At 63.4% G+C, this 22,429-nt stretch carries 24 protein-coding genes; 12 read left to right on the top strand and 12 right to left on the bottom strand.

All coding sequences use genetic code 11. From position 1 onward, the window contains the following. Positions 1 to 36: 36 nt before the first annotated feature. The 3 genes from B5V02_RS14255 (at position 37) to B5V02_RS14245 (ending at position 2,231) form a co-directional block, all read left to right on the top strand. Positions 37 to 636 carry a class I SAM-dependent methyltransferase gene (locus B5V02_RS14255; protein WP_111544793.1) on the top strand — a complete coding sequence of 200 codons (600 nt, stop codon included), beginning with the start codon at positions 37 to 39 and terminating at the stop codon, positions 634 to 636. Continuing rightward, positions 633 to 1,250, top strand: a complete 618-nt coding sequence (locus B5V02_RS14250; protein ID WP_111544792.1) for a DedA family protein — start codon at positions 633 to 635, stop codon at positions 1,248 to 1,250. Before B5V02_RS14255 ends, B5V02_RS14250 begins: the two co-directional genes overlap by 4 nt. A gap of 75 nt (positions 1,251 to 1,325) precedes the next feature. Beyond that, positions 1,326 to 2,231 (top strand): LysR family transcriptional regulator, encoded by a 906-nt coding sequence (locus B5V02_RS14245; protein WP_111544791.1) that lies wholly within the window; start codon positions 1,326 to 1,328, stop codon positions 2,229 to 2,231. Between the two features lie 6 nt (positions 2,232 to 2,237). Here the strand turns inward: B5V02_RS14245 and B5V02_RS14240 are convergent, their stop codons facing one another. Next, positions 2,238 to 2,720 carry a helix-turn-helix domain-containing protein gene (locus B5V02_RS14240; RefSeq protein ID WP_111544790.1) on the bottom strand — a complete coding sequence of 161 codons (483 nt, stop codon included), beginning with the start codon at positions 2,718 to 2,720 and terminating at the stop codon, positions 2,238 to 2,240. A 75-nt stretch (positions 2,721 to 2,795) separates the two neighbouring features. On the opposite strand from B5V02_RS14240, the gene B5V02_RS14235 reads away from it, so the two are divergent. The 7 genes from B5V02_RS14235 (at position 2,796) to B5V02_RS14205 (ending at position 9,957) form a co-directional block, all read left to right on the top strand. Beyond that, positions 2,796 to 3,641, top strand: coding sequence for a class I SAM-dependent methyltransferase (locus B5V02_RS14235; RefSeq protein ID WP_111544789.1), 846 nt, complete (start codon positions 2,796 to 2,798; stop codon positions 3,639 to 3,641). 216 nt (positions 3,642 to 3,857) lie between these two features. Then, the gene (locus B5V02_RS14230; protein ID WP_111545397.1) at positions 3,858 to 5,012 is read left to right on the top strand and encodes an ABC transporter substrate-binding protein; all 1,155 of its coding nucleotides are present in this window, start codon (positions 3,858 to 3,860) and stop codon (positions 5,010 to 5,012) included. 189 nt (positions 5,013 to 5,201) lie between these two features. Continuing rightward, on the top strand, positions 5,202 to 6,200 hold the full coding sequence (locus B5V02_RS14225; RefSeq protein ID WP_111544788.1) for an ABC transporter ATP-binding protein: 999 nt from the start codon (positions 5,202 to 5,204) through the stop codon (positions 6,198 to 6,200). 14 nt (positions 6,201 to 6,214) lie between these two features. Beyond that, positions 6,215 to 7,165, top strand: coding sequence for an ABC transporter permease (locus B5V02_RS14220; protein WP_208647092.1), 951 nt, complete (start codon positions 6,215 to 6,217; stop codon positions 7,163 to 7,165). Beyond that, positions 7,155 to 7,970 (top strand): ABC transporter permease, encoded by an 816-nt coding sequence (locus tag B5V02_RS14215; RefSeq protein WP_111544786.1) that lies wholly within the window; start codon positions 7,155 to 7,157, stop codon positions 7,968 to 7,970. The genes B5V02_RS14220 and B5V02_RS14215 overlap by 11 nt, the downstream gene beginning before the upstream one ends. A 30-nt stretch (positions 7,971 to 8,000) precedes the next feature. Next, positions 8,001 to 9,428, top strand: a complete 1,428-nt coding sequence (locus B5V02_RS14210) for a gamma-aminobutyraldehyde dehydrogenase (protein WP_111544785.1) — start codon at positions 8,001 to 8,003, stop codon at positions 9,426 to 9,428. A 43-nt stretch (positions 9,429 to 9,471) separates the two neighbouring features. Continuing rightward, the gene (locus tag B5V02_RS14205) at positions 9,472 to 9,957 is read left to right on the top strand and encodes an ester cyclase (protein WP_111544784.1); all 486 of its coding nucleotides are present in this window, start codon (positions 9,472 to 9,474) and stop codon (positions 9,955 to 9,957) included. A gap of 52 nt (positions 9,958 to 10,009) precedes the next feature. On the opposite strand, the gene B5V02_RS14200 is transcribed toward B5V02_RS14205, so the two are convergent. The 10 genes from B5V02_RS14200 to B5V02_RS14155 form a co-directional block, all read right to left on the bottom strand. Further along, complete coding sequence (locus tag B5V02_RS14200) at positions 10,010 to 10,324, bottom strand: hypothetical protein (protein WP_111544783.1); 315 nt, start codon at positions 10,322 to 10,324, stop codon at positions 10,010 to 10,012. A gap of 7 nt (positions 10,325 to 10,331) precedes the next feature. Then, a complete protein-coding gene (locus B5V02_RS14195) occupies positions 10,332 to 10,694 on the bottom strand; it encodes a nuclear transport factor 2 family protein (protein WP_111545396.1) in 363 nt (120 codons plus the stop codon). 85 nt (positions 10,695 to 10,779) lie between these two features. Further along, entirely contained in the window at positions 10,780 to 11,259 is a 480-nt protein-coding gene (locus B5V02_RS14190; protein WP_111545395.1) for a carboxymuconolactone decarboxylase family protein, read from the bottom strand. Positions 11,260 to 11,369: 110 nt separating this feature from the next. Further along, complete coding sequence (locus B5V02_RS14185; RefSeq protein ID WP_111545394.1) at positions 11,370 to 12,923, bottom strand: alpha/beta fold hydrolase; 1,554 nt, start codon at positions 12,921 to 12,923, stop codon at positions 11,370 to 11,372. Between the two features lie 112 nt (positions 12,924 to 13,035). Then, positions 13,036 to 13,347 (bottom strand): formate dehydrogenase subunit delta, encoded by a 312-nt coding sequence (locus tag B5V02_RS14180; RefSeq protein ID WP_111544782.1) that lies wholly within the window; start codon positions 13,345 to 13,347, stop codon positions 13,036 to 13,038. Next, a complete protein-coding gene (fdhD, locus tag B5V02_RS14175) occupies positions 13,337 to 14,167 on the bottom strand; it encodes a formate dehydrogenase accessory sulfurtransferase FdhD (RefSeq protein ID WP_111544781.1) in 831 nt (276 codons plus the stop codon). Before fdhD ends, B5V02_RS14180 begins: the two co-directional genes overlap by 11 nt. A gap of 2 nt (positions 14,168 to 14,169) precedes the next feature. Further along, positions 14,170 to 17,082: a formate dehydrogenase subunit alpha gene (gene fdhF, locus B5V02_RS14170; protein ID WP_111544780.1), complete on the bottom strand. Its 2,913-nt coding sequence runs from the start codon at positions 17,080 to 17,082 to the stop codon at positions 14,170 to 14,172. 10 nt (positions 17,083 to 17,092) lie between these two features. Further along, entirely contained in the window at positions 17,093 to 18,649 is a 1,557-nt protein-coding gene (locus B5V02_RS14165; RefSeq protein WP_111544779.1) for a formate dehydrogenase beta subunit, read from the bottom strand. Next, positions 18,646 to 19,125, bottom strand: a complete 480-nt coding sequence (locus tag B5V02_RS14160; RefSeq protein WP_111544778.1) for a formate dehydrogenase subunit gamma — start codon at positions 19,123 to 19,125, stop codon at positions 18,646 to 18,648. Before B5V02_RS14160 ends, B5V02_RS14165 begins: the two co-directional genes overlap by 4 nt. Positions 19,126 to 19,259: 134 nt before the next feature. Continuing rightward, positions 19,260 to 20,159 (bottom strand): LysR family transcriptional regulator, encoded by a 900-nt coding sequence (locus B5V02_RS14155; RefSeq protein ID WP_111545393.1) that lies wholly within the window; start codon positions 20,157 to 20,159, stop codon positions 19,260 to 19,262. 150 nt (positions 20,160 to 20,309) lie between these two features. Between B5V02_RS14155 and B5V02_RS14150 the strand changes: the two genes are divergently transcribed. Together B5V02_RS14150 and B5V02_RS14145 are read left to right on the top strand one after the other, a co-directional pair. Continuing rightward, entirely contained in the window at positions 20,310 to 20,951 is a 642-nt protein-coding gene (locus tag B5V02_RS14150) for a DUF47 domain-containing protein (protein ID WP_111544777.1), read from the top strand. A gap of 3 nt (positions 20,952 to 20,954) precedes the next feature. Beyond that, a complete protein-coding gene (locus B5V02_RS14145) occupies positions 20,955 to 21,959 on the top strand; it encodes an inorganic phosphate transporter (protein ID WP_111544776.1) in 1,005 nt (334 codons plus the stop codon). 45 nt (positions 21,960 to 22,004) lie between these two features. On the opposite strand, the gene B5V02_RS14140 is transcribed toward B5V02_RS14145, so the two are convergent. Next, positions 22,005 to 22,382 (bottom strand): VOC family protein, encoded by a 378-nt coding sequence (locus B5V02_RS14140; RefSeq protein ID WP_111544775.1) that lies wholly within the window; start codon positions 22,380 to 22,382, stop codon positions 22,005 to 22,007. Between the last annotated feature and the right edge of the window lie 47 nt (positions 22,383 to 22,429).

Here is a 22,429-nt window from a genome sequence, read left to right as displayed (position 1 = left end):
GCGAGCGATTCGCTGGCATCAGAATCGAGGTTGGATATGCCTGCAAGTGATGCTTTGTCTTTTCTCCTGGCGTGGGTCGCTGCGCCGCTCCGCGTTGCTTCTATCACACCGTCCAGCGCCAGCCTGGCGGCGTTAATGACGCGCGACATTGGCCCCGACACCGGTCCCGTGCTTGAGCTTGGTCCCGGCACCGGACCGTTCACACGTGCGCTGTTGGCGCGCGGCGTCAAGGAAGAGGATTTGACGCTGATCGAGTTCGGTGCCGATTTTGCCGCCTTGCTCAAACAACGCTTTCCGAAGGCCCGCACGTTCGAAATGGATGCATCAGGCCTGCGCCACCTACCGCTCTTCGAGGGCCCGGTCGTCGGCGCCGCGGTTAGCGGCCTGCCCTTCTTGTCGATACCGCCGCGTAAGACCCAGGCTATTCTCGAAGGCGTCTTTGCCAATCTTCGGCCCGGCGGCGTGCTGTATCAGTTCACCTACGGCAGGCGCTGCCCGATCAACCAATCGCTGCTTGACAGGCTGGACCTGGAAGCCACGCGAGTCGGCCATACCCTTCGCAATCTTCCACCTGCTACCGTCTATCGCATCGCCAAAATCGAGGCTGCCAAGAGCTACGACTGGCGCTTCGCATGACTGGCCCTCTGTCGACCATACTCGGCTTCGGTCTGTTCGGTGTCTTCTGTCTGGCTCTCACGGAAAAGATACTGCCGGTGCCGCCGTCGCATGCGATGCTGCTGTTTCTCGGCATGACGGCGGCCCCCAATGGTCCCACACTCGCGATCTTGCTGATGGTGACGACACTCGCCTCCACCACCGGCTGTCTTGTCTGGTATGCGGTGGGTCGCCGGATCGGATTTGACCGCGTCGACAGGCTTGTTGAACGCTTCGGCAAATATGTCTTCCTGCGCCATGCGACCTATCGCCGGCTCGGCCAGGCCTATCGCCGCAATCATCTCCGGGTCTCCTTGCTGGCGCAGTTCATCCCCACGGTGCGCAACTACCTGCCGATCGCGGCCGGCGCGCTCTGTCTGCCTGCCTTGCCCTTTACGACCGCGACGCTGCTCGGAGCCACGCTCTGGAACGCAGGCTTTCTCACCACCGGCTATCTGATGCGCGGCAGCGGCCGGGATTCCTTCACGGTGGGCTTGCGCATCATTGTCATCGTCGTGGCGCTGGAGACGGCATTCATGCTTGCGCTGCGCTATGGCCCGGCATGGCGGCGGCGCATCAAGCTGGTGCTCGGCTGAGCGCCAGCTCTCCAGCCACTGGATAAGCTCAGCCGTCGGCTTTCCTTCGCTTGCGGGCCGGTGTTTAGTCCGGCCATGGCTTTCACCATCCGCCAGCTGCAGTTCTTCATCGCCGTTGCCGAGCAAGGCACGGTGTCGGGCGCCGCGCAGAACCTCTCGATCTCGCAATCATCGGTCACCGAAGCGATCAAGGAACTCGAAAGCGATCTCGGCGTCGAACTGTTCGAACGCCATCCGCGCGGCCTCAACATCACCCACAAGGGCCACCAGTTCCTGCGCCATGCGACAAAGATCCTTGCCGACGTTTCCGATGCGCGCCGCTCTTTCTCCGGCGAACAGGCGGCAGTGGGTGGGCGGCTGCAGCTGGGCGTCACCTCGCTGGTCGCCGGCTATGTGCTGTCGGATCTGCTTGCCCGCTACCGCCGCGCCTATCCGGGCGTCGAGGTCTCGGCCATCGAGGACAATGGCGACTATCTCGAACATCTCTTGATCGGCGGCAAGCTGGACATTGCCGTCATGGTGACGTCCAACCTGCGCGACCGCACGGCGCTGCAGTCGGAAATCCTCGAGGTCTCGGCCTATCGCCTGTGGTTGCCGCTCGGCCATTCGCTAGCCGGTGCCGACATCATCAGCATTGGCGACATCGCGTCGGAGCCGCTGATCATGCTGACCGTCGACGAGATCGAGGAGAACACCGGCAAGCTGCTGACGGCGATCGGCGCCAAGCCGCATGTCGCCTTCCGCACCCGTTCCGTGGAAGCCGTGCGCAGCCTTGTCGCCACCGGCGCCGGCGTGGCGCTGCTGCCCGACCTCGTCTACCGGCCCTGGTCGCTGGAAGGCGACCGCATCGAATCGCGCGATATTTCCGGCTCCTTGCCGGTGGTCCAGGTCGGCATGGTCTGGCGGCGCGGTTCCGGCCTGCCGCAGGCGGCGCGCGATTTCATCGGCCTTGCCCAGTCGCAGCGCACGGTCCGCCGCTAGTGTGTCCTACTCCAGGCTGACGTCGCCAGTCTGGCGCTTGCGCCTTGTGACGGAAACCGCCTCCGCCTTGAACGGCCCGATCGGAGCAACCTCGAAGCGGCCGGCGCCGGCAAGCCTGACGGCGCGGCGGAACGTCGGACACTCCATCGGCTGGGCGGCCGGACATCGGGCAGCGTGACGCAAAGCCTCTCGGATCGTGGTCAGGCGCTGGATGGTGTGGTCCAGTTCGTTCGCTTTGGCATGCAGGCGCCCTCGATCCATTTTCGGCATGCCGTCGGGCCCCAGCATCGCGGAAATTTCGTCCAGTGCGAATCCACCGGCGCGTCCAAGCGCGATCAAGGCGAGCCGGTCCAGGACGGCCGGGTCGAACAAGCGGCGCAGGCCGCGACGGCCGATCGAGGCGATGAGGCCCTTCTCCTCGTAGTAGCGAAGTGTCGAGGCGGGCACGCCGGTGCGGCGCGACACTTCGGCAATGTCCATATCTTTCATGCTTGACCTCAAGTCGGCTTGAACTTGTAGAGTGCTCGCGACAATCGGTGAGAGCAACAGAAAGCGAGGTCCGTTATGCCGCAATCCGCGCAGCCAAACACACGGCAAGCCGCGCTCTGGAACGACGCCAGCGGAAAGGCCTGGGTCGAGATGCAGCCGATCCTCGACGAGATACTGGCGCCGTTCGAGCGGCTGGTAGTCGATGCTGGCTATCCCGGAGAAGGGGGCAATGTCCTGGACATCGGCTGCGGCGCCGGCGCCACAACTCTGGCGATGGCGCGTCGCGTGGGCGACGACGGACGTTGTGTTGGGCTCGACATCTCGCAGCCGCTTGTCGCCCTGGCGACGGAGCGCACGCGGGTGGAAGAAGTAGCAAACGCAAGTTTTGAGGTGGGCGATGCCCAGGCGTATGCGCTCGAATCCGGGCACTTCGACGCTATTGTCTCGCGCTTTGGTGTCATGTTCTTCGATGATCCCGTGGCCGCGTTCGCCAACATAAGGCAGGCCGCAAGGCGCGGTGGCAAACTCGCCTTTGTTTGTTGGCGCAGTCCGGTCGAGAATGATTTCATGACGACCGCTGCGCGAGCGGCTGCGCCTTTCCTGCCGCCCGCACCCGCGCCAGACCCCGATGCGCCAGGGCAGTTTGCCTTTGCCGACGGCGCCAAGGTGAAGCGGATCCTTGAAGCGAGCGGCTGGTCGTCAATCGAAGTCGAACAGGCGGACATCCTGTGTCAGATCGCCGAAGGCGATCTGATGACGTTTGTCACCCGGCTAGGGCCGGTCGGCGCCGCGCTGCGCGAGGTTGACCGGGCAACGGCCGAAAAAATCACTGCTGTGTTGCCTGCTGCGTTCGCGCCTTTCGTGGAGGACGGCGAGGCTCGCTTCAATGCCGCCTGCTGGCTGGTGACGGCGCTGGCTTGAAGGAGCGGCCGGCTATCGGAAAAACCGATATCGCCTTTCTGATAAATGAATTTGCGAAACCGGAATTTTCAAAGCACCTTTCGGTTCAGGGACCAAAGCCGCCACCAGAGCGACATGCGTCCAACGCACGAACTGACAGTTTTTCAGTCCGCGCGTGACCCCTAGCGAAGACGGAAACCGGCTTTCGGGGTCAGGCGCCAAAATGGGAGATCGATGATGAATTCATTCCTCAAGTCATGCACTGCTTTGACGGTCGCGCTGACCTTCTCCGGCCAGGCCGTCGCCCAGGTCAAGGAGCTTGGCAAGGGCGAAGGCCAGGTCAACATCGTTGCCTGGCCGGGCTACATCGAACGCGGCGAAACCGACAAGGGCTATGACTGGGTGACCTCCTTCGAGAAGGAGACCGGCTGCAAGGTCAAGGTCAAGACCGCCAACACCTCCGACGAGATGGTCTCGCTGATGAACGAGGGCGGCTTTGATCTCGTCACCGCTTCGGGCGATGCGTCGCTGCGCCTGGTTGCCGGCAAGCGCGTGCAGCCGATCAATACCGATCTTATCCCGAGCTGGAAGACGGTCGACGAACGCCTGAAGGATGCCCCGTGGTTCACCGTCGGCGGCGTCCACTACGGAGTTCCCTACCAGTGGGGTCCGAACGTCCTGATGTACAACACCGGGGTGTTCAAGGAAGCGCCCAAGAGCTGGAACATCGTCTTCGAGGAAATGAAGCTGCCGGACGGCAAGTCCAACAAGGGCCGCGTCCAGGCCTATGACGGGCCGATCCATATCGCCGATGCCGCCAACTACCTGATGTTTCACAAGCCGGAGCTCGGCATCAAGGATCCCTACGAGCTGAACGAGGACCAGTACAAGGCAGCGCTCGAATTGCTGCGCGTCCAGCGCACGCTGGTCGGCCGCTACTGGCATGACGCCGCCATCCAGGTCGACGATTTCCAGAACGAAGGCGTCGTCGCTTCAGGCTCATGGCCCTATCAGGTCAACACACTGGTCGCCGCCAAGAAGCCGATCGCTTCCACCATTCCGGAGGAGGGCGCGACCGGTTGGGCCGACACCACGATGATGGAGGCCGACTCGGCCAATCCCAACTGCGCCTATATGTGGATGGAACATTCGCTGTCGCCGAAAGTGCAGGGCGACGTCTCGGCCTGGTTCGGTTCGCTGCCGGTCGTGCCCGCCGCCTGCAAGGGTGACGAACTGTTGACCGACGAAGGCTGCAAGACCAACGGCTACGACAATTTCGACAAGATCAAGTTCTGGAAGACGCCGGTGTCGAAATGCGCCACCCAGAACGATCAATGCGTGCCCTACTACCGCTGGGTGTCGGACTATATCGGCGTCATCGGCGGGAGGTGATTTCGCCTCTTTGCCGAGCTCGGCGCTGCCCCTCACCCTTACCCTCCCCCCGTGAAGAACGGGGAGAGGGGTCGCCAGCGTTGGAGCGCTTTCTTCTCCCCGTCACTATACGGGGAGAAGGTGCCGGCAGGCGGATGAGGGGCAGCGCAGCCGCTTGAATTTGACGAGCCTGACAGATCAGGACAGCCCATGACCTCCGCCGTCTCCTTTCAGAAAGCCTCGCGCCATTTCGGCAGCGTTCGCGCCGTCGACGCTGTCGATCTCGACATCGCGCCGGGCGAGTTCTTCGCCATGCTCGGGCCGTCCGGTTCCGGCAAGACCACGTGCCTGCGCCTCATCGCCGGCTTCGAGCAGCCGACATCGGGCTCGATCTCGATCTTCGGCGAACGCGCCGAGGGCGTGCCGCCCTATCGCCGCAACGTCAACACCGTGTTCCAGGACTATGCGCTGTTCCCGCACCTGAGCGTGCTCGACAATGTTGCCTATGGCCTGATGGTCAAGGGCATCGGCAAGGCTGAACGGCACAAGGCAGCGAAAGAGGCGCTGTCGCTGGTGCGGCTGCCCGGCTATGGCGCCCGCCGCCCCGGCCAGCTTTCCGGCGGCCAGCGCCAGCGCGTCGCGCTCGCCCGTGCGCTGGTCAACCAGCCCAAGGTGCTGTTGCTCGACGAGCCGCTCGGCGCGCTCGATCTGAAACTGCGTGAAAACATGCAGGAGGAGCTGAAGTCGCTGCAGAAGGCGCTCGGCATCACCTTCGTCTTCGTCACCCACGACCAGGGCGAGGCGCTGTCGATGGCCGACCGCGTCGCCGTCTTCAACGACGGCAAGATCATGCAGATCGGCACGCCGGAGGATATCTATCAGCGGCCAAAGACCCGCTTCGTCGCCGATTTCGTTGGCTCGTCCAACGTGCTGCCGCCGGACTTTGTCCAGCGCTATTCCGGCCAGCATCGCTGGGGCAGCCTGCGCCCTGAATCCATTCGCGTCGGCCGCACGGCGAGTGGCGAAGGCGTTTCCGCCCGCCTCGTCTCGACCAACTATCTCGGCGCCACGACAAAACTGGCGCTCGATGCCGACGGATTGAAGCTGCACGCCATCGTGCCGGCCGGCACCGCCCTGCCCGTGGAAGGCGAGACAGTCATGCTCACCTTCAACCGCGAGTACCTGCATCTGATGGACGAACCGGTATGAGCCTCGACGCCGCCATGCCACGCGCCACAGCCCCCGCCATCCTGCCGGGCAGCGGCGGGCTGCGCGGTACGCTGTCGGACCTTTTCTGGCGCAGACCCAAGGTGCTGCTGCTCCTCATGCTGCTGCCGCCGGTGCTGTGGCTCGGCATCGTCTATATCGGCTCGCTGTTCGCGCTGCTGGCACAGAGTTTTTTCTCCATCGACGAGTTTTCCGGCCTCATCAACCGCCAGTTCACGTTGAAGACTTATGGCGACCTGTTCCAGGCGGCCAATCTCGACATCATCCTGCGCACGGTGACGATGGCGGCTCTGGTCACGCTGGCCTCGGTCGCCGTCGCCTTCCCGATCGCCTATTATGCGGCGCGCTATGCCCGCGGCCGCTGGAAGGCGCTGTTCTATCTCGGCATCATGCTGCCGCTGTGGTCGAGCTACCTGGTCAAGATCTACGCCTGGAAGCTGATCCTAGCCAAGGAAGGCATCCTCACCTGGCTGCTCGCCAAGCTGCATCTGTTGTGGGTGCTCGACGCCTGGCTGTCACTGCCGGTCGTCGGCGGCAATTCGCTGTCGGTGTCGTTCACCGGCACCTTCATTGTCTTCGTCTATGTCTGGCTGCCGTTCATGATCCTGCCGGTACAGGCGGCGCTCGAGCGCGTCCCAGGCAATCTGGTCGAGGCCTCGTCCGATTTGGGAGCTTCGCCGGGACAGACCTTCCGCAACGTGCTGTTTCCGCTGGCCCTGCCGGGCATCGTCGCCGGCTCGATCTTCACCTTCTCGCTGACGCTCGGCGACTACATCATCCCGCAGATCATCGGCACCTCGCGCCTGTTCATCGGCCAGGCCGTCTATTCGCAGCAAGGCACCGCCGGCAACATCCCGCTCGCCGCCGCCTTCACCGTCGTGCCGATCGTCATCATGGGCTTCTATCTCTGGGGCGCCAAGCGCATGGGGGCATTCGATGCGCTCTGATGGCTCCCAGTCGGCTCCGCTCGGCCTGAAGGTCGCCGCCGCTTGCGGGCTGCTGTTCCTGCATTTGCCGATCCTGCTGATCTTCGTCTACGCCTTCACGACGGAGGAGAAGAGTTTTGTTTGGCCGCCGCCCGGCCTGACGACGCAGTGGTTCGCCGTCACCTGGAACCGGCCCGATGTCTGGCAGGCGCTGTCGCTGTCCGTCAGGGTTGCCGCGATCTCGACGGCGATCGCGCTGATCCTCGGCACGCTGTGTTCGGCGGCGGTGTCGCGGACCAAATTCTTCGGCCGCGAGACCATCTCGCTGCTGGTCATCCTGCCGATCGCGCTGCCCGGCATCATCACCGGCATCGCGCTGCGCTCGGCCTTTTCGCTGGCCGACATCCCGTTCTCGTTCTGGACGATCGTGCTCGGCCACGCCACCTTCTGCGTCGTCGTCGTCTACAACAATGCCGTCGCCCGTTTCCGCCGCACCTCGGGTTCGATGATCGAGGCATCGATGGATCTCGGCGCCGACGGTTTCCAGACCTTCCGCCATGTCGTGCTGCCCAACATCGCCACCGCGCTGCTCGCCGGCGGCATGCTGGCCTTCGCGCTCTCGTTTGACGAGGTCATCGTCACCACCTTCACCGCCGGCCAGCAGCAGACGCTGCCGATCTGGATGTTGGAAGAGCTGATCCGACCGCGCCAGCGCCCGGTCACCAATGTTGTCGCGATGGTCGTCGTGCTGGTGACGCTGCTGCCGATCCTTGCTGCCTATTACCTGACCCGCGACGGCGACCAGATCGCCGGTTCGGGCAAATAAATTCAAAGAGTTCATAAGGGAGAGACTTCCATGGACACCCAGATGCTGATCGGCTCGAAATTCGAGAAGGGCACCGAAACCGAGGAGCCGATCCTCAATCCAAAGACCGGGGCGACCATCCTCAACCTGCCCGAAGCCAGCCAGGCGCAGATCGAGGCGGCGGTGCTGGCGGCCGAAAAGGCGTTCGTCACCTGGTCGCGCACCACGCCGGCGCAGCGTTCCGGCTATCTCCTGAAGATCGCCGACCGCATCGAGGCCGAGGCGAAGGAGTTCGCGACACTCGAGGCACTGAACTGCGGCAAGCCGATCAAAGCGGTGCTCAACGACGAGATCCCGGCGATCGTCGACTGCTACCGCTTCTTTGCCGGCGCCGTTCGCTCGATGCCAGGCGTGGTCGCAGGCGAATACATTCCCGGCCACACCTCGATGGTGCGCCGCGACGCCATCGGCATCGTCGCTTCGATCGCGCCGTGGAATTATCCGCTGATGATGATGGCCTGGAAGCTGGCGCCGGCGATCGCCGGTGGCAACACCGTGGTCTTCAAGCCGTCGGAACAGACGCCGCTGACGGCGCTGAAGCTGGCCAAGATCCTTGCCGAAATCCTGCCGGAAGGCGTCGTCAACGTCGTGCTCGGCCGCGGCGACAGCGTCGGCAACACGCTGATCAACCATCCAAAGGTCAACATGATCTCGATCACCGGCGATGTCGCCACCGGCAAGAAGGTGCTGCAGGCAGCCGCCAAGTCGGTCAAGCGCACGCATCTCGAACTCGGCGGCAAGGCGCCGGTCATCGTCTTCGACGACGCCGACCTAGGCGCGGTGGTGAACGGCCTGCGCGCCTTCGGCTATTACAATGCCGGGCAGGACTGCACCGCCGCCTGCCGCATCTATGCCGGCAAGAAGATCTACGACAAGCTCGTCGCTGACCTTTCATCGGCTGTCTCGACCATCAAATACAATCGCCCCGACGACACCGAAAACGAGATCGGGCCGCTGATCTCCCGCCGCCAGCGCGACCGCGTCTCGAGCTTCGTCGAGCGGGCCTCAGAATTGAAGCACATCGAAATCACCACCGGCGGCAAGCCGGGCGAGGGCTCGGGCTTCTATTACCAGCCGACCGTCGTTGCCGGCGCGTTGCAGGAAGACGAGATCGTGCGCCGCGAAGTGTTCGGCCCGGTCGTCTCGGTCACCCGTTTTTCCGAGGTCGACGAAGCGGTGAACTGGGCCAACGACAGCGACTATGGCCTGGCGTCATCCGTGTGGACCAAGGATGTCTCGCGCGCCATGGCGACGGCCGCCCGCCTGCAATATGGCTGCACCTGGATCAACACCCATTTCATGCTGACCAATGAGATGCCGCATGGCGGGTTGAAGCAATCCGGCTACGGCAAGGACATGTCGCTCTATGCGCTGGAAGACTACACCGCCGTGCGCCATGTGATGGTTGCTCACGGCTAGCGCGCGGAAGGAAGGCAAGCATTCAACAAGGGAGGAAAGAACCATGCATCGCCGCCAATTTCTGACATCCGCAGCTGTCGCCGCCGCGCTCTTCGTCGCGGCGCCGTCCTTTGCTGCCGACACCGCGCAATCGGTGGTCGAAGCCTATGTCGCCGCCTGGAACGCCCATGACTCGGCCAAGGCGGCCGGCTACTTCGCCGACGACGTTACCTACTACGACGCTTCTGTCGGCAAACCGGTCAAGGGCAAGGAAGCCGCCAAAACCGGAGTCATCGACAATTTCCTGAAAGCAGTCCCCGACGCGGTGTGGACGATGAAGGGCGCGCCCGTCGTAGAGGGCGACCGTGTCTCGTTCGAATGGGAATTTTCCGGCACCAATACCGGCCCCTGGGCTGACGGCACCGCCGCTACTGGCAAGAAGTTCTCCTTCACCGGCGCCTCGATGTTCTCGATCAAGGACGGCAAGATCGCCACCCAGAGCGACTATTACGATGCGCTCGGCTTCTACAAGCAGCTTGGCCTGATGTAGCAGCGCCGTCTGCTTCCCTTCTCCCCGTTGCAGGGGAGAAGGGCGTCGGCCACTACTCCACGATGCGATAGATGTTCCACAGGCTGGTGCCCGACACGACATAGGGCTCCATCTCCTTGCCCCATTTGGCGTGGGCGTCGATCTTGCCGATCTTGGCGAAGAACGCCTCCAACTGGGCCAGGCTTTCGACCTCGTGATGCGATTCGACCGTCGCCTCCCGCGCGCCGATCGATCCGGTCATGATCTGGAAGTTGAGGTCGGCGATACCGACCTGCGAGCCGATCTCGCGTTCCCATTTCTTCAGCAGTTCGAGCACGGTCTGCTTGTGCCCGAACTCGGCGTCGATCTGCCATCTGGCGCTGAACATGGCCGCCTCACTCGTCCCAGGCCTGCACGACGGTCTGCCGTGCGATCCGCCCGTTCTTCAGCTCCAGCATCGCCGCGGCGAACACTTTCGTCCCGTCCGGATAGGCGCAGGCCTGAGTGAAGGCCAAGCTGTCGCCGTCGGCGATCGTGGTGTCGACCTTGTGGGTCATCGCCCGGCTGCAGATGTCGTCCCAGAAGGTGGCGATCGCTGCGCGCCCGCGGATTTCGCGCGGCTTGCTCGGTGGGTTGTTGCGGTCGATCACCCGCACCAGCGCGTCGTCGGCATAGAAGCTAGACAGCATCTTTCCATCACGGGTTTCGATTGCCTTCTTGATCGCCGCGCCGTCCACGGTCTGTGTCTTGGTCAGCATTTTATCCTCCATATGCCCGTCTTCGCGTTCGGGCGATTGATGATCATGAGTGCTGCCCGGCGCTCATCGCCGGGCAGGGATTTCTTCACTGCGACTTCGCCTTGACGGCCGCGAACACGTCGTCGGTCTGCTTCTTGAAGGTCGCGAGATCGATCTGGCTGCCGTTGAGCATCGTCGACCAGTGGCGCACGATCGCGGCCATCGCCACCGCCTCCTTGATCTCCTCGTCGCTGGCGCCGTTGAGCTTGGCCGCCTCGGTATGGAAATAGATGCAGTATTGGCATGGGATCTGCGCCGCGACGGCGAGCCCCAACAGTTCCTTGGTCTTGCCGTCGAGCGCGGTCTTTGGGTTGAGCTGCACGCCCTTGATCTCGGCCCAGGCGCCGGCAACGGCCACATCCGGCAAAGTCTTGAACATGTCTGGTACTGAGCCGAGTGTCGCCTGGATGTCCTTGTAGGCAGCCGTCGCAGACGCGTCCTCGGCCTTTGCGGGAGCGATAGCGAACAACGCTCCAACACTCGCCGCTATCACCAACACTTTGAGTGTCCGGTTTGACTTCAGCATTTCATCCTCCCTCGCAGCGCCTTTTCCCGGCGACATCCGCCCGGCCTGCATGGAGAGAATTGATAGCGCTTGCATGTCTCGCGCCGCTTCGCCCGAAAGCGCCATGGCTGCTATGGCCCGTCCGGGCCAGTATGCCTGGCGGAAAATGCCGCTGCCGCCGCTCGCGACGGCAGATCCAGCTTGAGCAGTATGTTGGCGACGTGACGCTTGACCGTGTGTTCGCTCAGCCTGAGCTCGGCGGCAATCGCGGCATTGCTCTTGCCGTCGGCAATCAGGCTCACCACTTCGCTTTCGCGTGCCGTCAGCACGGCCGGTTCGGCCGTTCGGGTCCTGGCGCGGCAATCGGGCTCCAGATGCTGTTCAGACATCGCCCGCACCAGCGCCAGCGGCTCGTCCAGATCGTCCAGCGTGATCCGGCTGGCGTCAGTGAAATGCAGGCCCGAGCCGGTTGCGAGGTCGGCGACCAGCCGCGAAGCGATTATGTCGCCGCGGCTGGCGTGCGCGGCAAGCTGCATCGTCACCCGCGCCGTCAGCCCCACCGGCGGCCCACGCAGTTCGATCTCGCCGACATGCGCGCCCTGCGCGCTGGCCACGCCAATGCCTTTTGCCGCCTCGCGCAGCGCCGCAGCGCAGCGTATGGCGCGCGCAGGCCCATCGAAGCGCGAAATCATCATCTCGCCATGCGTACCCACCGCGCGGCCGCCATGGCGACCGACAAGCAGCCGCCAGGTTTCCTGGAAGCGCTGGCTGCGTTCGCTCCACATGCGATCGCCCATCCGCGCCGTGTCGTAGATGCGTGTCGCCAGGAGTGCCGCCAGCACGCGGTCCACCTCGGCCACGGCACGCTCGCCGGTCAGGAATTCCTCGATCAGGTCGGCCACCCGGTCGACGTCGCCGGTCCAGATCGGGTGGTCGCGTCCGGGAATCTCGACCAGTAGTGAATTGGGAATCTTCCTGGCCAGGAAGCGGCTGGCGTCCGGGTCGACCCGTGCGTCGTTATGGCGATGAATGAGCAGCGTCGGTGCGCTGATCGCGGCCAGCACGCCGCGCACGTCGATCCCGGCGTTCATGCGCGCCAGTGCCGCTGCCGCCGTCGGGCTGGCCGATAATCGTTCGAAACGTGCCCACCACTGGCTAAAATGCGCGTCGTCGACCCGGCTCGGCGCGAAATGGGGCAGGGTGGCGCCGGTACCCCAGGCCGTCTCCGCCATCTCGATGAAGGCGTCGAGGCGTTCGGGCGACATCACCCATTTGTGGAAATGCGCATAGCCGCCATAGAGCGCCAGCGCCCGCGTCCGTTCCGGATAGGTGGCGGCGAACAGCATCGCCATCGGCGCGCCTTCCGAGGCGCCAAGCAGTGCCGCGCGGCCGCTGCCGGCGGCGTCCATCACCGCACGCACATCGTCCATGCGCGTTTCAAGGCTGGGCAGGTGGTGCGCATCGACACGGTCGGACAGACCCGTGCCGCGCTTGTCGAACAGGATCAGCCGCGAGAACGCCGAAAGCCGCTTCAGCAGCCGGCTGTAGCCTTGGTCTTCCCAGTGCAGGTCGAGATTGGAAATGAAGCCCGGCACGAAGACGAGGTCGAGCGATCCCTGCCCGACCACCTGATAGGCGATCCGCACATCGCCGCTACGGGCATATCGGGTCTCGATCGGCCTCACGAGGTTTCCGCCCCGGCCTGACGATTTCTGATCGCCAATCATAGCAGAGCAGCGCCGACTGCGGCATCTCAAACTTTAGCGTTGGAAAACATAAGCCCGCTTGGCTCTGCGGCTATTTTTGCGAAGCGGCGACGTCGGCCGGGGAAGCCTCGAGCCCGAGTCGGAGGTCGGCCTCAGCCGGCGTGATCGGTCGCCTGATCTTGGCCGAGGCGGCCACCACCAACTCGTTGAAGTTCTCCGTGCCGCCGTCCAGCATATCGAACAACTGCCGCCGCATCCTCGGCTCCCAGAACTTGTTGATATGCTCGGCGACGCCGGCAATGCCTTCCTCGCGCGGCTTGGAATGGAAAAAATCGGCGATCTGGTTTGCCATGCGCACCAGCTTCTCACTCGTGCTCATGATGTGTTCTTCGTCATGCGACATGCTTGGCAACTCCGCAAACCACCCGGTCGGGGTGGGTGAAAATATCGAAATCATCGCCGCGCACCAGCGCCACCAGCGTCATGCCAGCCTCTTGCGCCGTTCGGATGGCCAGTGCCGTCGGCGCCGAAACGGCAATGATGAAAGCCGACCCGATCGCCGCCGACTTCTGCACCATCTCGACCGAGACCCGCGATGTCACCACGACAGCACCAGATGCGCCATCGATGTCGGCCTTGGCCAGCGCGCCCGCCAGCTTGTCGAGCGCATTGTGGCGGCCGACATCCTCGCGCGCCATGACGATGCCCTTGCCCGGGATATAGAAGCCGGCGGCGTGCACGGCTCCGGTCTCGGTGTGAAGCGGCTGAACTTTCGACAACAGCTTGACCGAGCGGACGATATCGTCGGCCTCAAGCGTAAGCTTTGACGCACCAACTGCATCGACCGAGCGCATCGCTTCCTCGATCGATTCGATGCCGCACAATCCGCAACCGACCGGTCCGGCCAGTCGTCGGCGCCGCGCTTCGAAGCGCGTGTTGGCGCTGTCCTTCAGCCGGATCTGGATGTCGATGCCGGCGCCATGATCCTCGACCTCGATGGCCTCGATCTCTTCAGGCAAGGCAATGATGCCTTCGGTCAGCGAGAAGCCGAGCGCGAAATCCTCGAAATCGGCCGGGCTTGCCATCATCACCGCATGCGTGGTGCCGGCGAAGGAAAACGCCACCGGCGTCTCTTCCGGCACCATCCGGTTGGCAGCCGTCGTTCCGCCTGCGCGACGCGCCAGCCGCGATACCTGCGTCGTGGCTTTGCGGCGCTCGCTCAAGACTACTCCGCCGCTTCCAGCTTCGCGATGCGACGGCTGTTGCGCGCCTGCTCGTCATAGTCGCGCTGCCATTCCGATGGCCCGTTGGAGGCGCCGACCTGCACCGCCGTCACCTTGTATTCCGGACAGTTGGTCGCCCAGTCGGAGAAGTCGGTCGTGATCACGTTGGCCTGCGTGTCCGGATGATGGAACGTCGTGTAGACCACGCCGGGTGACACCCGATCGGTGATCAGCGCGCGCAGCGTCGTCTCGCCCGAGCGGCTGGTCAGACGGACCCAGTCGCCGTCGCGCAGTCCGCGATTCTCCGCATCGTGCGGGTGGATCTCCAGCCGGTCCTCGCTGTGCCACATGACGTTGTCGGTGCGCCTGGTCTGAGCGCCGACATTGTATTGCGACAGGATGCGGCCGGTGGTGAGCAGCAGCGGGAAGCGCGGCCCGGTCCTCTCGTCCGTCGCCACATATTCGGTGCGGATGAACTTGCCCTTGCCGCGCACGAAACCATCGACATGCATGATCGGGGTGCCGAGCGGCGCCTTCTCGTTGCAGGGCCATTGTACGGATCCGACACGGTCGAGCAACTCGAAGGAAACGCCGGCGAAGCTCGGCGTCGTCTGGGCGATCTCGTCCATGATCTCGGAGGGATGCTGGTAGTTCCAGTCCAGCCCGATCGCGCGGGCAAGCTCCTGCGTCGCTTCCCAATCGGCGTAGCGCGCCTTCGGCTTCAGAACCTTGCGCACCATGTTGATGCGGCGCTCTGCGTTGGTGAAGGTGCCGTCTTTCTCCAGGAAGGTCGAGCCCGGCAGGAAGACATGCGCGTAGTTTGCCGTCTCGTTGAGGAAGAGGTCATGCACGACGACGCATTCCATGGCGGCCAGACCGGCGGCGACATGCTTGGTGTCGGGATCGGACTGCAGAATGTCTTCGCCCTGGATGTAGATGCCCTTGAAAGTGCCGTCGACCGCGGCATCCAGCATGTTGGGAATGCGCAGGCCGGGTTCGTCGTCCAGCTTCACGCCCCACAGGCTCTCATAGATGTCGCGCACGGCTTCGCCGGAGATATGGCGGTAGCCGGGCAGTTCGTGCGGGAACGAACCCATGTCGCAGGAACCCTGCACATTGTTCTGGCCACGCAGCGGGTTCACCCCGACGCCTGGCCGGCCGATATTGCCGGTGGCCATGGCGAGATTGGCGATCGCCATCACCGTGGTCGAACCCTGGCTGTGTTCCGTCACCCCGAGGCCGTAATAGATCGCGCCGTTGCCCCCGGTAGCGTAGAGCCGCGCCGCGCCGCGGATCAACTCGGGATCGACGCCGGACAACTTGCCGACGGTTTCGGGGCTGTTTTCCGGCAAGGCGACGAACGATGCCCAATCCTGGAACTCCGCCCAGTCGCAGCGTTCGCGGATGAAGGCTTCGTTGAAAAGACCCTCGGTGACGATCACATGCGCCAGCGCCGTCAGCACAGCCACGTTGGTGCCGGGCTTCAGCGGCAGGTGATAATCCGCTTCGACATGCGTCGACTTGACCATCTCGGTGCGACGTGGATCGAGCACGATCAGCTTGGCGCCCTGACGCAGCCGCTTCTTCAGCCGCGAGGCGAACACCGGATGGGCTGAAACGGGATTGGCACCGATAATGACGGCAACGTCGGTGTAATCGACGGAGTCGAAATCCTGCGTGCCAGCCGAGGTGCCATAGGTCTGGCCGAGCCCGTAGCCCGTCGGCGAGTGGCAGACGCGCGCGCAGGTGTCGACATTGTTGTTGCGGAAGCCCTGCCGCACCATCTTCTGGACGAGGTAGGTTTCCTCGTTGGTGCAGCGCGACGAAGTGATGCCGCCAATCGCGGTGCGACCGTACTGATACTGGATACGGCGGAATTCCTGGGCCGTGTGGGAGATAGCCTCTTCCCAGGTCACCTCGCGCCATGGGTCGGTGATCTTTTCCCGGATCATCGGCGACAAGATACGGTCCTTGTGGGTGGCGTAGCCATAAGCGAAACGGCCCTTCACACAGGAATGACCGTGGTTCGCCTTGCCCTCCTTGTAGGGCATCATGCGAATGACCTCGTCATCCTTCGCTTCGGCCTTGAACGAGCAGCCGACGCCGCAATAAGCGCAGGTGGTGACGACCGAGCGCTCCGGCAGACCCTTGGCAAGGACCGCTTTCTCGCGCAGCGCATCGGTCGGACAGGCCTGCACGCAGGCGCCGCAGGACACGCATTCCGAATCGATGAACGCCTCGTGCATTCCCGCCGAGACCCTGGATTCGAAGCCACGTCCTTCGATAGTCAGCGCGAAGGTGCCCTGCACCTCTTCGCAGGCCCTCACGCAGCGCGAGCAGACGATGCATTGCGTGGGATCGTAGGTGAAATAGGGATTGGACTCGTCGCGTGCGATGTAATCGACCGTCAGCGAGCCATGGCCGGGCGCTACGCCGTTTTCCTGCTTGACGTGGTTGCGGCCCTCGATGCCGTAGCGGTTCTCGGTCAAGCCGATCGACTTTGCCACCGCGTCGAACTCGCTGGCGCCGGTTCCGGCCTTCTCATTCCAGCCGGTCGGATGGTCGGAGACGTAAAGCTCCATGACGCCGCGGCGAATGGCGTCGAGCCGCTCGGACTGCGTGCGCACCACCATACCCTCGCCGACAGGTGTCGTACAGGACGCTGGCGTGCCGCCACGCCCTTCGATCTCGACAAGGCAGACACGACACGAACCGAAAGAGTCCAGCATGTCGGTGGCGCAAAGCTTCGGGATCTCGACCCCGCCTTCCATCGCGGCACGCATGATCGAGGTGCCTTCCGGTACGCTGATGCTGCGGCCGTCGACGCTCAGCGTGACCTGCTTCTGCGCCTTCGATTGCGGGGTTCCGTAGTCGATCTCTTCGACGAGTGATGGGAAGTCGGCCTTGATGTTCATCTGCCAGCTCCTATTCAGCAGCCACGCGCACGGGCGCAGGCTTGAAGTCGTCGGGGAAATGGGTGATCGAGCTCATAACAGGATAAGGCGTGAAGCCGCCCAGCGCACAGAGCGAGCCGAATTTCATCGTGTTGCAGAGGTCGGTGACCAGAGCGAGGTTCTTCTCCGGCTCGATGCCCGCGGCGAGCTTGTCGATGGTCTCGACACCGCGCGTCGAGCCAATGCGGCAGGGCGTGCACTTGCCGCAACTTTCGATGGCGCAGAACTCCATGGCAAAGCGCGCCTGTTTCAGCATGTCGGCAGTGTCGTCGAACACCACGATGCCGGCATGGCCGATCAGCCCGTCCTTGGCCGCGAAGGCTTCATAATCGAATGGCGTGTCGAACAGCGCGCGCGGGAAATAGGCGCCGAGCGGTCCGCCGACCTGCACCGCCTTTACCGGACGTCCTGTCGCCGTGCCGCCGCCGATCTCGTCGACGATCTCGCCCAGCGTCATGCCGAAGGCCGCTTCGAACAGGCCGGCATATCTGACGTTGCCGGCGATCTGGATCGGGATGGTGCCACGCGAGCGACCCATGCCGAAATCCTTGTAGAAGGCCGCACCCCTGTCCATGATGACAGGCACCGAGGCCAGCGAGATGACGTTGTTGATCACCGTCGGCTTGCCGAACAGCCCCTTGTGAGCCGGCAGCGGCGGCTTTGCCCGTACCATGCCGCGCTTGCCTTCGAGCGAGTCGAGCAGCGCCGTCTCCTCGCCGCAGACATAGGCGCCCGCGCCGACCCGGATCTCCATGTCGAAAGCGTAGGGCGAACCCAGCACACTGGCGCCAAGCACACCGGCCTTGCGGGCGACTTCGACGGCTTTCTGCATCATCGCCACCGCATGCGGATATTCCGAGCGGATATAGACAAAGCCTTTGGTCGCAGCCGTGGCGATTCCGGCGATCGTCATGCCTTCGATCAGCACGAAGGGGTCACCCTCCATGATCATGCGGTCGGCGAAGGTGCCCGAGTCGCCTTCGTCGGCGTTGCAGACGATGTATTTGCGGTCGGCAGCGGTATCGAGCACCGTCTTCCACTTGATGCCGGTCGGGAAGCCCGCGCCACCGCGTCCGCGCAGTCCGGACTCGGTCACTTGGGCGACAATGGCGGCGGGCGTCAATTCCAACGCGTTCTTCAGTCCGTTCAACCCGCCATGCTTCTTGTAGGATTCGAGTGACAGCGGATCTATGACGCCGCAGCGCGCGAAGGTCAGCCGCGTCTGCTTGGCCAGGAAGGGAATTTTGTCCGGGGCGCCGAGCCAGCGCTTGTGAGGGCCGCCGGTGAGGAAGCCGCTGTCGAACAGGCTTTTGACGTCGGATGGCTTGACCGGGCCATAGGCAACGCGGCCGTTGGCTGTCGCAACTTCGACCATCGGTTCGAGGAAATAGGCGCCGCGCGAACCGTTGCGCACGATCTTGGCCTCGATGCCGCGCTCTGCCAGTTCACTGGCGATCGCCTTGGCGACCTTTTCGGCGCCAAGTGCCAGTGCGCCGGAATCGGCGGGAATGTAGATACGCGGGATCATGAGCGCACCTCGGCAACGATCTCGTCGAGCTTTTCGCCATCGAGCCGCCCGATCACCTCGCCATCGAGCATGGCGGCGGGCGAACAGGCGCACAGGCCGAGACAATAGACCGGCTCCAGCGTCACCGAACCGTCTCGGGTCGTCTCATGGAAGCCGATGCCCAGCAACTGCTTGAGCTTGGCGGCGATGGCGTCAGAACCCATCGACTGGCAGGATTCTGCCTGGCAGACCTTCAGAACATGCCGGCCGGCCGGACGGCTGCGGTAATCGTGATAGAAGGTGACGACACCATGCACCTCGGCCCGAGAGATGTTCAGCGCTTCGGCGATGACAAGCAGTGCATCCTGCGGCACATGGCCGAACTCTTCCTGGATGCCGTGCAGGATCGGCAGCAGCGGGCCTTCGAGGCCTTTCAACTCCTGGACGATCGCGGCCGTGCGCGATGTGATCTCGGTACTTGCAGGCTGCATCGTCATGCAGCGCCCTCCCTGGTCGATAGCTTTTATCGCTAAGTCTTTACAAAATCAGAGGAAACCCTCGGAATCAATAAAGCTGTTTCGTTGCTCGATAGAAATCTTCTATCGAGCTTGGTCTTCCAGCATTGTCTAGCCTAGCGGCGGGCGTGGAAATCGTCCGCCAGCGCCATCGCCTCGTCCAGCAGCGCCGAAACCAGCGGCGTGTGTGGCTCGCGCCGGGCCGCCACCAGCCCGACCGTGTGGCTGGCGTCCGGCTCGACGATCGGAATGGCCCGGATCGGTTCGGAAAAGCCGAACGTTTCCGCAAGGTTGAGCGGCATGATCGACGACCATTTGCCGGTGCGGATGTGCGAAAACAGCACGATCATCGAATTGGATTCGAGCGTCGGCCGCACCTGCACGCCGGCCTCGGCCAGGTGCTGGTCGATGATGCGGCGGTTCTGCATATCCGGCGTCAGCAGGCAGAGCGGCAAGCTGCTGAGTTCCGCCCATGTCACTTTGTCGCGGTCGGAATAGGGATTTCCCATCGCGGTGATCAGTTGATAGCGCTCGTCATAGAGCGGCACGCTGGTCACCCGCCCCAGCGGCTCGTTGTCGAGATAGGTGATGCCGGCATCGATGTCGAAATTGCCGAGCAGGGACAGCACTTCGATCGAGGTCCGCGACAGCACCGAGAAGGTGACGCCGGGATGTTTTGCCCGAAACGGCGTCGTCAGCCGCGCCACCATGGCCAGCGCCGTCGGGATGGCGGCGATGCGGATGCGGCCGGAAAGACCGTGGCGCGCTGCCCGCATCTCCTCGCGCATGGTGCGGGTATCGCCAACGATGCGGCGCGCCCAGACCAGCACCTGCTTGCCTTCCGGCGTCAGCCCCTGGAAGCGCGAGCCGCGCAGCACCAGCATCACGCCGAGCTGGCCCTCGAGCTGCTTGATGCCGGCCGACAGCGTCGGCTGGGTGACGCCGCACACTTCCGCTGCCCGGCCGAAATGTTCCTCCCGGGCCAGTGCGATGAAGAATTCCAGCTTGTCGATCATGCCATCCTTCCGCTCGTTCCGCGCAAGGTCGGGGAAATCGTCTTTCGCCGCAAGCGGTATGCGCAATCGCGTCGCATCCACATCTTTCAGCCGGCTTACTGTTCCCTGCGACGCAATGCGGCGTTATGTGGATGAAACGGGAGGTCGACCATGCTGGGCTGGTTCCGCAAGCTTTTGCCGCGCGAAGATCGCTTCTTTGAGCTGTTCGAACGACATTCCCGCACCGTGGTCGGTGGCGCCGAGGCGCTGGAGCAGCTTCTCCAGGGGAAGGACATCGATCGCTGGTGTCAGAAAATCATCGATCTCGAAGACGAGGCCGACCATATCACCGCGGAAGTCCTGCTGGCGGTGCGACGCTCCTTCATCACGCCTTTCGATCGCGGTGACATCAAGGACCTGATCCAGTCGATGGATGACGCCATCGACATGATGCACAAGACCGTCAAGACCGTGAAGCTGTTCGAGAAGAAGGAATTCGACCCGCTGATGCAGGAAATGGGCGGCGTCATCGTCGCTGCCGCCAAGCTGGTCGCGGAAGCGATCCCGCTGCTCGGCAAGGTTGGCGCCAACAGCGTACGCCTCAACGCCATCGCCGAGGAGGTCATGCGCGCCGAAGGCCGGGCCGACGATCTGCACGAGCAAGGGCTGAAGGATCTCTTCAAAAAGCATGGCCGCAGCGACCCGATGGCCTACCTGATCGGCAGCGAGATCTATGGTGAGCTGGAAAAGGTGGTCGACCGCTTCGAAGACGTCGCCAATGAGATCAGCGGCATCGTCATCGAGAATGTATAGGCGATGGAAGCAACCATCGCCTTTCCCGTGCTGGTCGGCCTTGTTGCCGTCGCGCTGTTCTTCGATTTTCTCAACGGCCTGCACGATGCCGCCAATTCCATTGCCACCATCGTCTCCACGCGCGTGCTCAGGCCGCAATACGCGGTGCTATGGGCGGCCTTCTTCAATTTCATCGCCTTCATGTTCTTCGGCCTCCATGTCGCGGAGACAGTGGGAAAAGGCATTGTCGACGTCAGCATCGTCACGCCGGCGGTGATCTTTTCAGCGCTCGTCGGCGCCATTGTCTGGAATGTCGTCACCTGGATTGCCGGCATCCCGTCGAGCAGCTCGCATGCGCTGATCGGTGGGCTGGTCGGCGCCGGCGTTGCGAAGGCGGGCGCGGGCGCCATCGTCTGGACGGGCCTTGGCAAGACGGTCGCCGCAATCGTCCTGTCGCCGGCGACCGGGTTTGTCCTGGCGCTTGTCCTGATTCTTGCCGTTTCTTGGCTGTTCGTGCGCCAGACACCGTTCGCGGTCGACAGCACTTTCCGCGTCATGCAGTTCTTTTCCGCCTCGCTCTATTCCCTCGGGCACGGCGGCAACGACGCCCAGAAGACCATGGGCATCATCGCCGTGCTGCTCTATTCGCAAGGCATGCTCGGCGAGAAATTCTACGTACCGCTTTGGGTCGTCCTCACCTGCCAGTCGGCGCTGGCGCTCGGCACCTTGTTTGGCGGCTGGCGCATCGTCCACACGATGGGCTCGAAGATCACCCGGCTGAACCCGATGCAGGGCTTCTGTGCCGAAACCGGTGGCGCCATCACGCTGTTCGCCGCCACATGGCTCGGCGTTCCCGTTTCGACCACCCACACCATCACCGGCGCCATCATCGGCGTTGGCGCCGCTCGCCGCGTCTCGGCCGTGCGCTGGGGTCTTGCCGGCAACATCGTTGTTGCCTGGATTGTCACTTTGCCGGCCACCGCCGCCATTTCCGCGCTCACCTACCTCGCGGTTGGCCTGGTAGGGTGAGGTGAACCTCGCGGCGCGTGGAGCGCCGGCAATCGCGGCTACTGTCTACCGGCTCACGAGATTGAGGATGTTGCCGTCGGGATCCTTGAACCATGCGACCTTCATGCCGTAGCCGACATGGACGTCGCCCTCCAGCGTCAGGCCGGGCATCTCATAGTGCTCGAAGGCGACACCCTTCGACTTCAACGACTTGACGATGGACTCGATCCCGTCACCGACCGTCCAGGTCACCGCCGTCGCCTTGTTGGTGCCTGCGAACTGCGAATGATAGACATTGATCAGCGTGTCGCCGCTTTTGTAGACGATCAGTTCGCCACCCATATCATCCACCTGCTTGAGGCCCAGGGTCCCTTCATAAAAGGCCTTTGCCCTCGCCAGGTCTTTCACCGCGACATTGGCCGTTGCATTGCTGTTTGCGAGCATGATCGTCTCCTTCCCTGATTGCTCATGTCGATCCTTGAAATAGATCA

This window comes from Mesorhizobium kowhaii (assembly GCF_003253745.1).
In the GTDB taxonomy this organism is placed as follows: domain Bacteria; phylum Pseudomonadota; class Alphaproteobacteria; order Rhizobiales; family Rhizobiaceae; genus Mesorhizobium; species Mesorhizobium kowhaii.
Note: the sequence above shows the minus strand (reverse complement) of the source record. Positions and strands in the feature narration are given on the sequence as shown.

What these genes read in the sequence shown, in the direction of transcription:
- B5V02_RS14230 (WP_111545397.1), top strand. Translation starts at nt 3,858, where the DNA reads ATGAATTCATTCCTCAAGTCATGCACTGCTTTGACGGTCGCGCTGACC.
- B5V02_RS14240 (WP_111544790.1), bottom strand. Translation starts at nt 2,720, where the DNA reads ATGAAAGATATGGACATTGCCGAAGTGTCGCGCCGCACCGGCGTGCCC.
- B5V02_RS14225 (WP_111544788.1), top strand. Translation starts at nt 5,202, where the DNA reads ATGACCTCCGCCGTCTCCTTTCAGAAAGCCTCGCGCCATTTCGGCAGC.
- B5V02_RS14195 (WP_111545396.1), bottom strand. Translation starts at nt 10,694, where the DNA reads ATGCTGACCAAGACACAGACCGTGGACGGCGCGGCGATCAAGAAGGCA.
- B5V02_RS14145 (WP_111544776.1), top strand. Translation starts at nt 20,955, where the DNA reads ATGGAAGCAACCATCGCCTTTCCCGTGCTGGTCGGCCTTGTTGCCGTC.
- B5V02_RS14165 (WP_111544779.1), bottom strand. Translation starts at nt 18,649, where the DNA reads ATGATCCCGCGTATCTACATTCCCGCCGATTCCGGCGCACTGGCACTT.
- B5V02_RS14155 (WP_111545393.1), bottom strand. Translation starts at nt 20,159, where the DNA reads ATGATCGACAAGCTGGAATTCTTCATCGCACTGGCCCGGGAGGAACAT.
- B5V02_RS14160 (WP_111544778.1), bottom strand. Translation starts at nt 19,125, where the DNA reads ATGACGATGCAGCCTGCAAGTACCGAGATCACATCGCGCACGGCCGCG.
- B5V02_RS14140 (WP_111544775.1), bottom strand. Translation starts at nt 22,382, where the DNA reads ATGCTCGCAAACAGCAATGCAACGGCCAATGTCGCGGTGAAAGACCTG.
- B5V02_RS14220 (WP_208647092.1), top strand. Translation starts at nt 6,215, where the DNA reads ATGCCACGCGCCACAGCCCCCGCCATCCTGCCGGGCAGCGGCGGGCTG.
- B5V02_RS14245 (WP_111544791.1), top strand. Translation starts at nt 1,326, where the DNA reads ATGGCTTTCACCATCCGCCAGCTGCAGTTCTTCATCGCCGTTGCCGAG.
- B5V02_RS14255 (WP_111544793.1), top strand. Translation starts at nt 37, where the DNA reads ATGCCTGCAAGTGATGCTTTGTCTTTTCTCCTGGCGTGGGTCGCTGCG.
- B5V02_RS14150 (WP_111544777.1), top strand. Translation starts at nt 20,310, where the DNA reads ATGCTGGGCTGGTTCCGCAAGCTTTTGCCGCGCGAAGATCGCTTCTTT.
- B5V02_RS14250 (WP_111544792.1), top strand. Translation starts at nt 633, where the DNA reads ATGACTGGCCCTCTGTCGACCATACTCGGCTTCGGTCTGTTCGGTGTC.
- B5V02_RS14205 (WP_111544784.1), top strand. Translation starts at nt 9,472, where the DNA reads ATGCATCGCCGCCAATTTCTGACATCCGCAGCTGTCGCCGCCGCGCTC.
- B5V02_RS14215 (WP_111544786.1), top strand. Translation starts at nt 7,155, where the DNA reads ATGCGCTCTGATGGCTCCCAGTCGGCTCCGCTCGGCCTGAAGGTCGCC.
- B5V02_RS14180 (WP_111544782.1), bottom strand. Translation starts at nt 13,347, where the DNA reads ATGTCGCATGACGAAGAACACATCATGAGCACGAGTGAGAAGCTGGTG.
- B5V02_RS14200 (WP_111544783.1), bottom strand. Translation starts at nt 10,324, where the DNA reads ATGTTCAGCGCCAGATGGCAGATCGACGCCGAGTTCGGGCACAAGCAG.
- B5V02_RS14210 (WP_111544785.1), top strand. Translation starts at nt 8,001, where the DNA reads ATGGACACCCAGATGCTGATCGGCTCGAAATTCGAGAAGGGCACCGAA.
- fdhF (WP_111544780.1), bottom strand. Translation starts at nt 17,082, where the DNA reads ATGAACATCAAGGCCGACTTCCCATCACTCGTCGAAGAGATCGACTAC.
- B5V02_RS14190 (WP_111545395.1), bottom strand. Translation starts at nt 11,259, where the DNA reads ATGCTGAAGTCAAACCGGACACTCAAAGTGTTGGTGATAGCGGCGAGT.
- B5V02_RS14235 (WP_111544789.1), top strand. Translation starts at nt 2,796, where the DNA reads ATGCCGCAATCCGCGCAGCCAAACACACGGCAAGCCGCGCTCTGGAAC.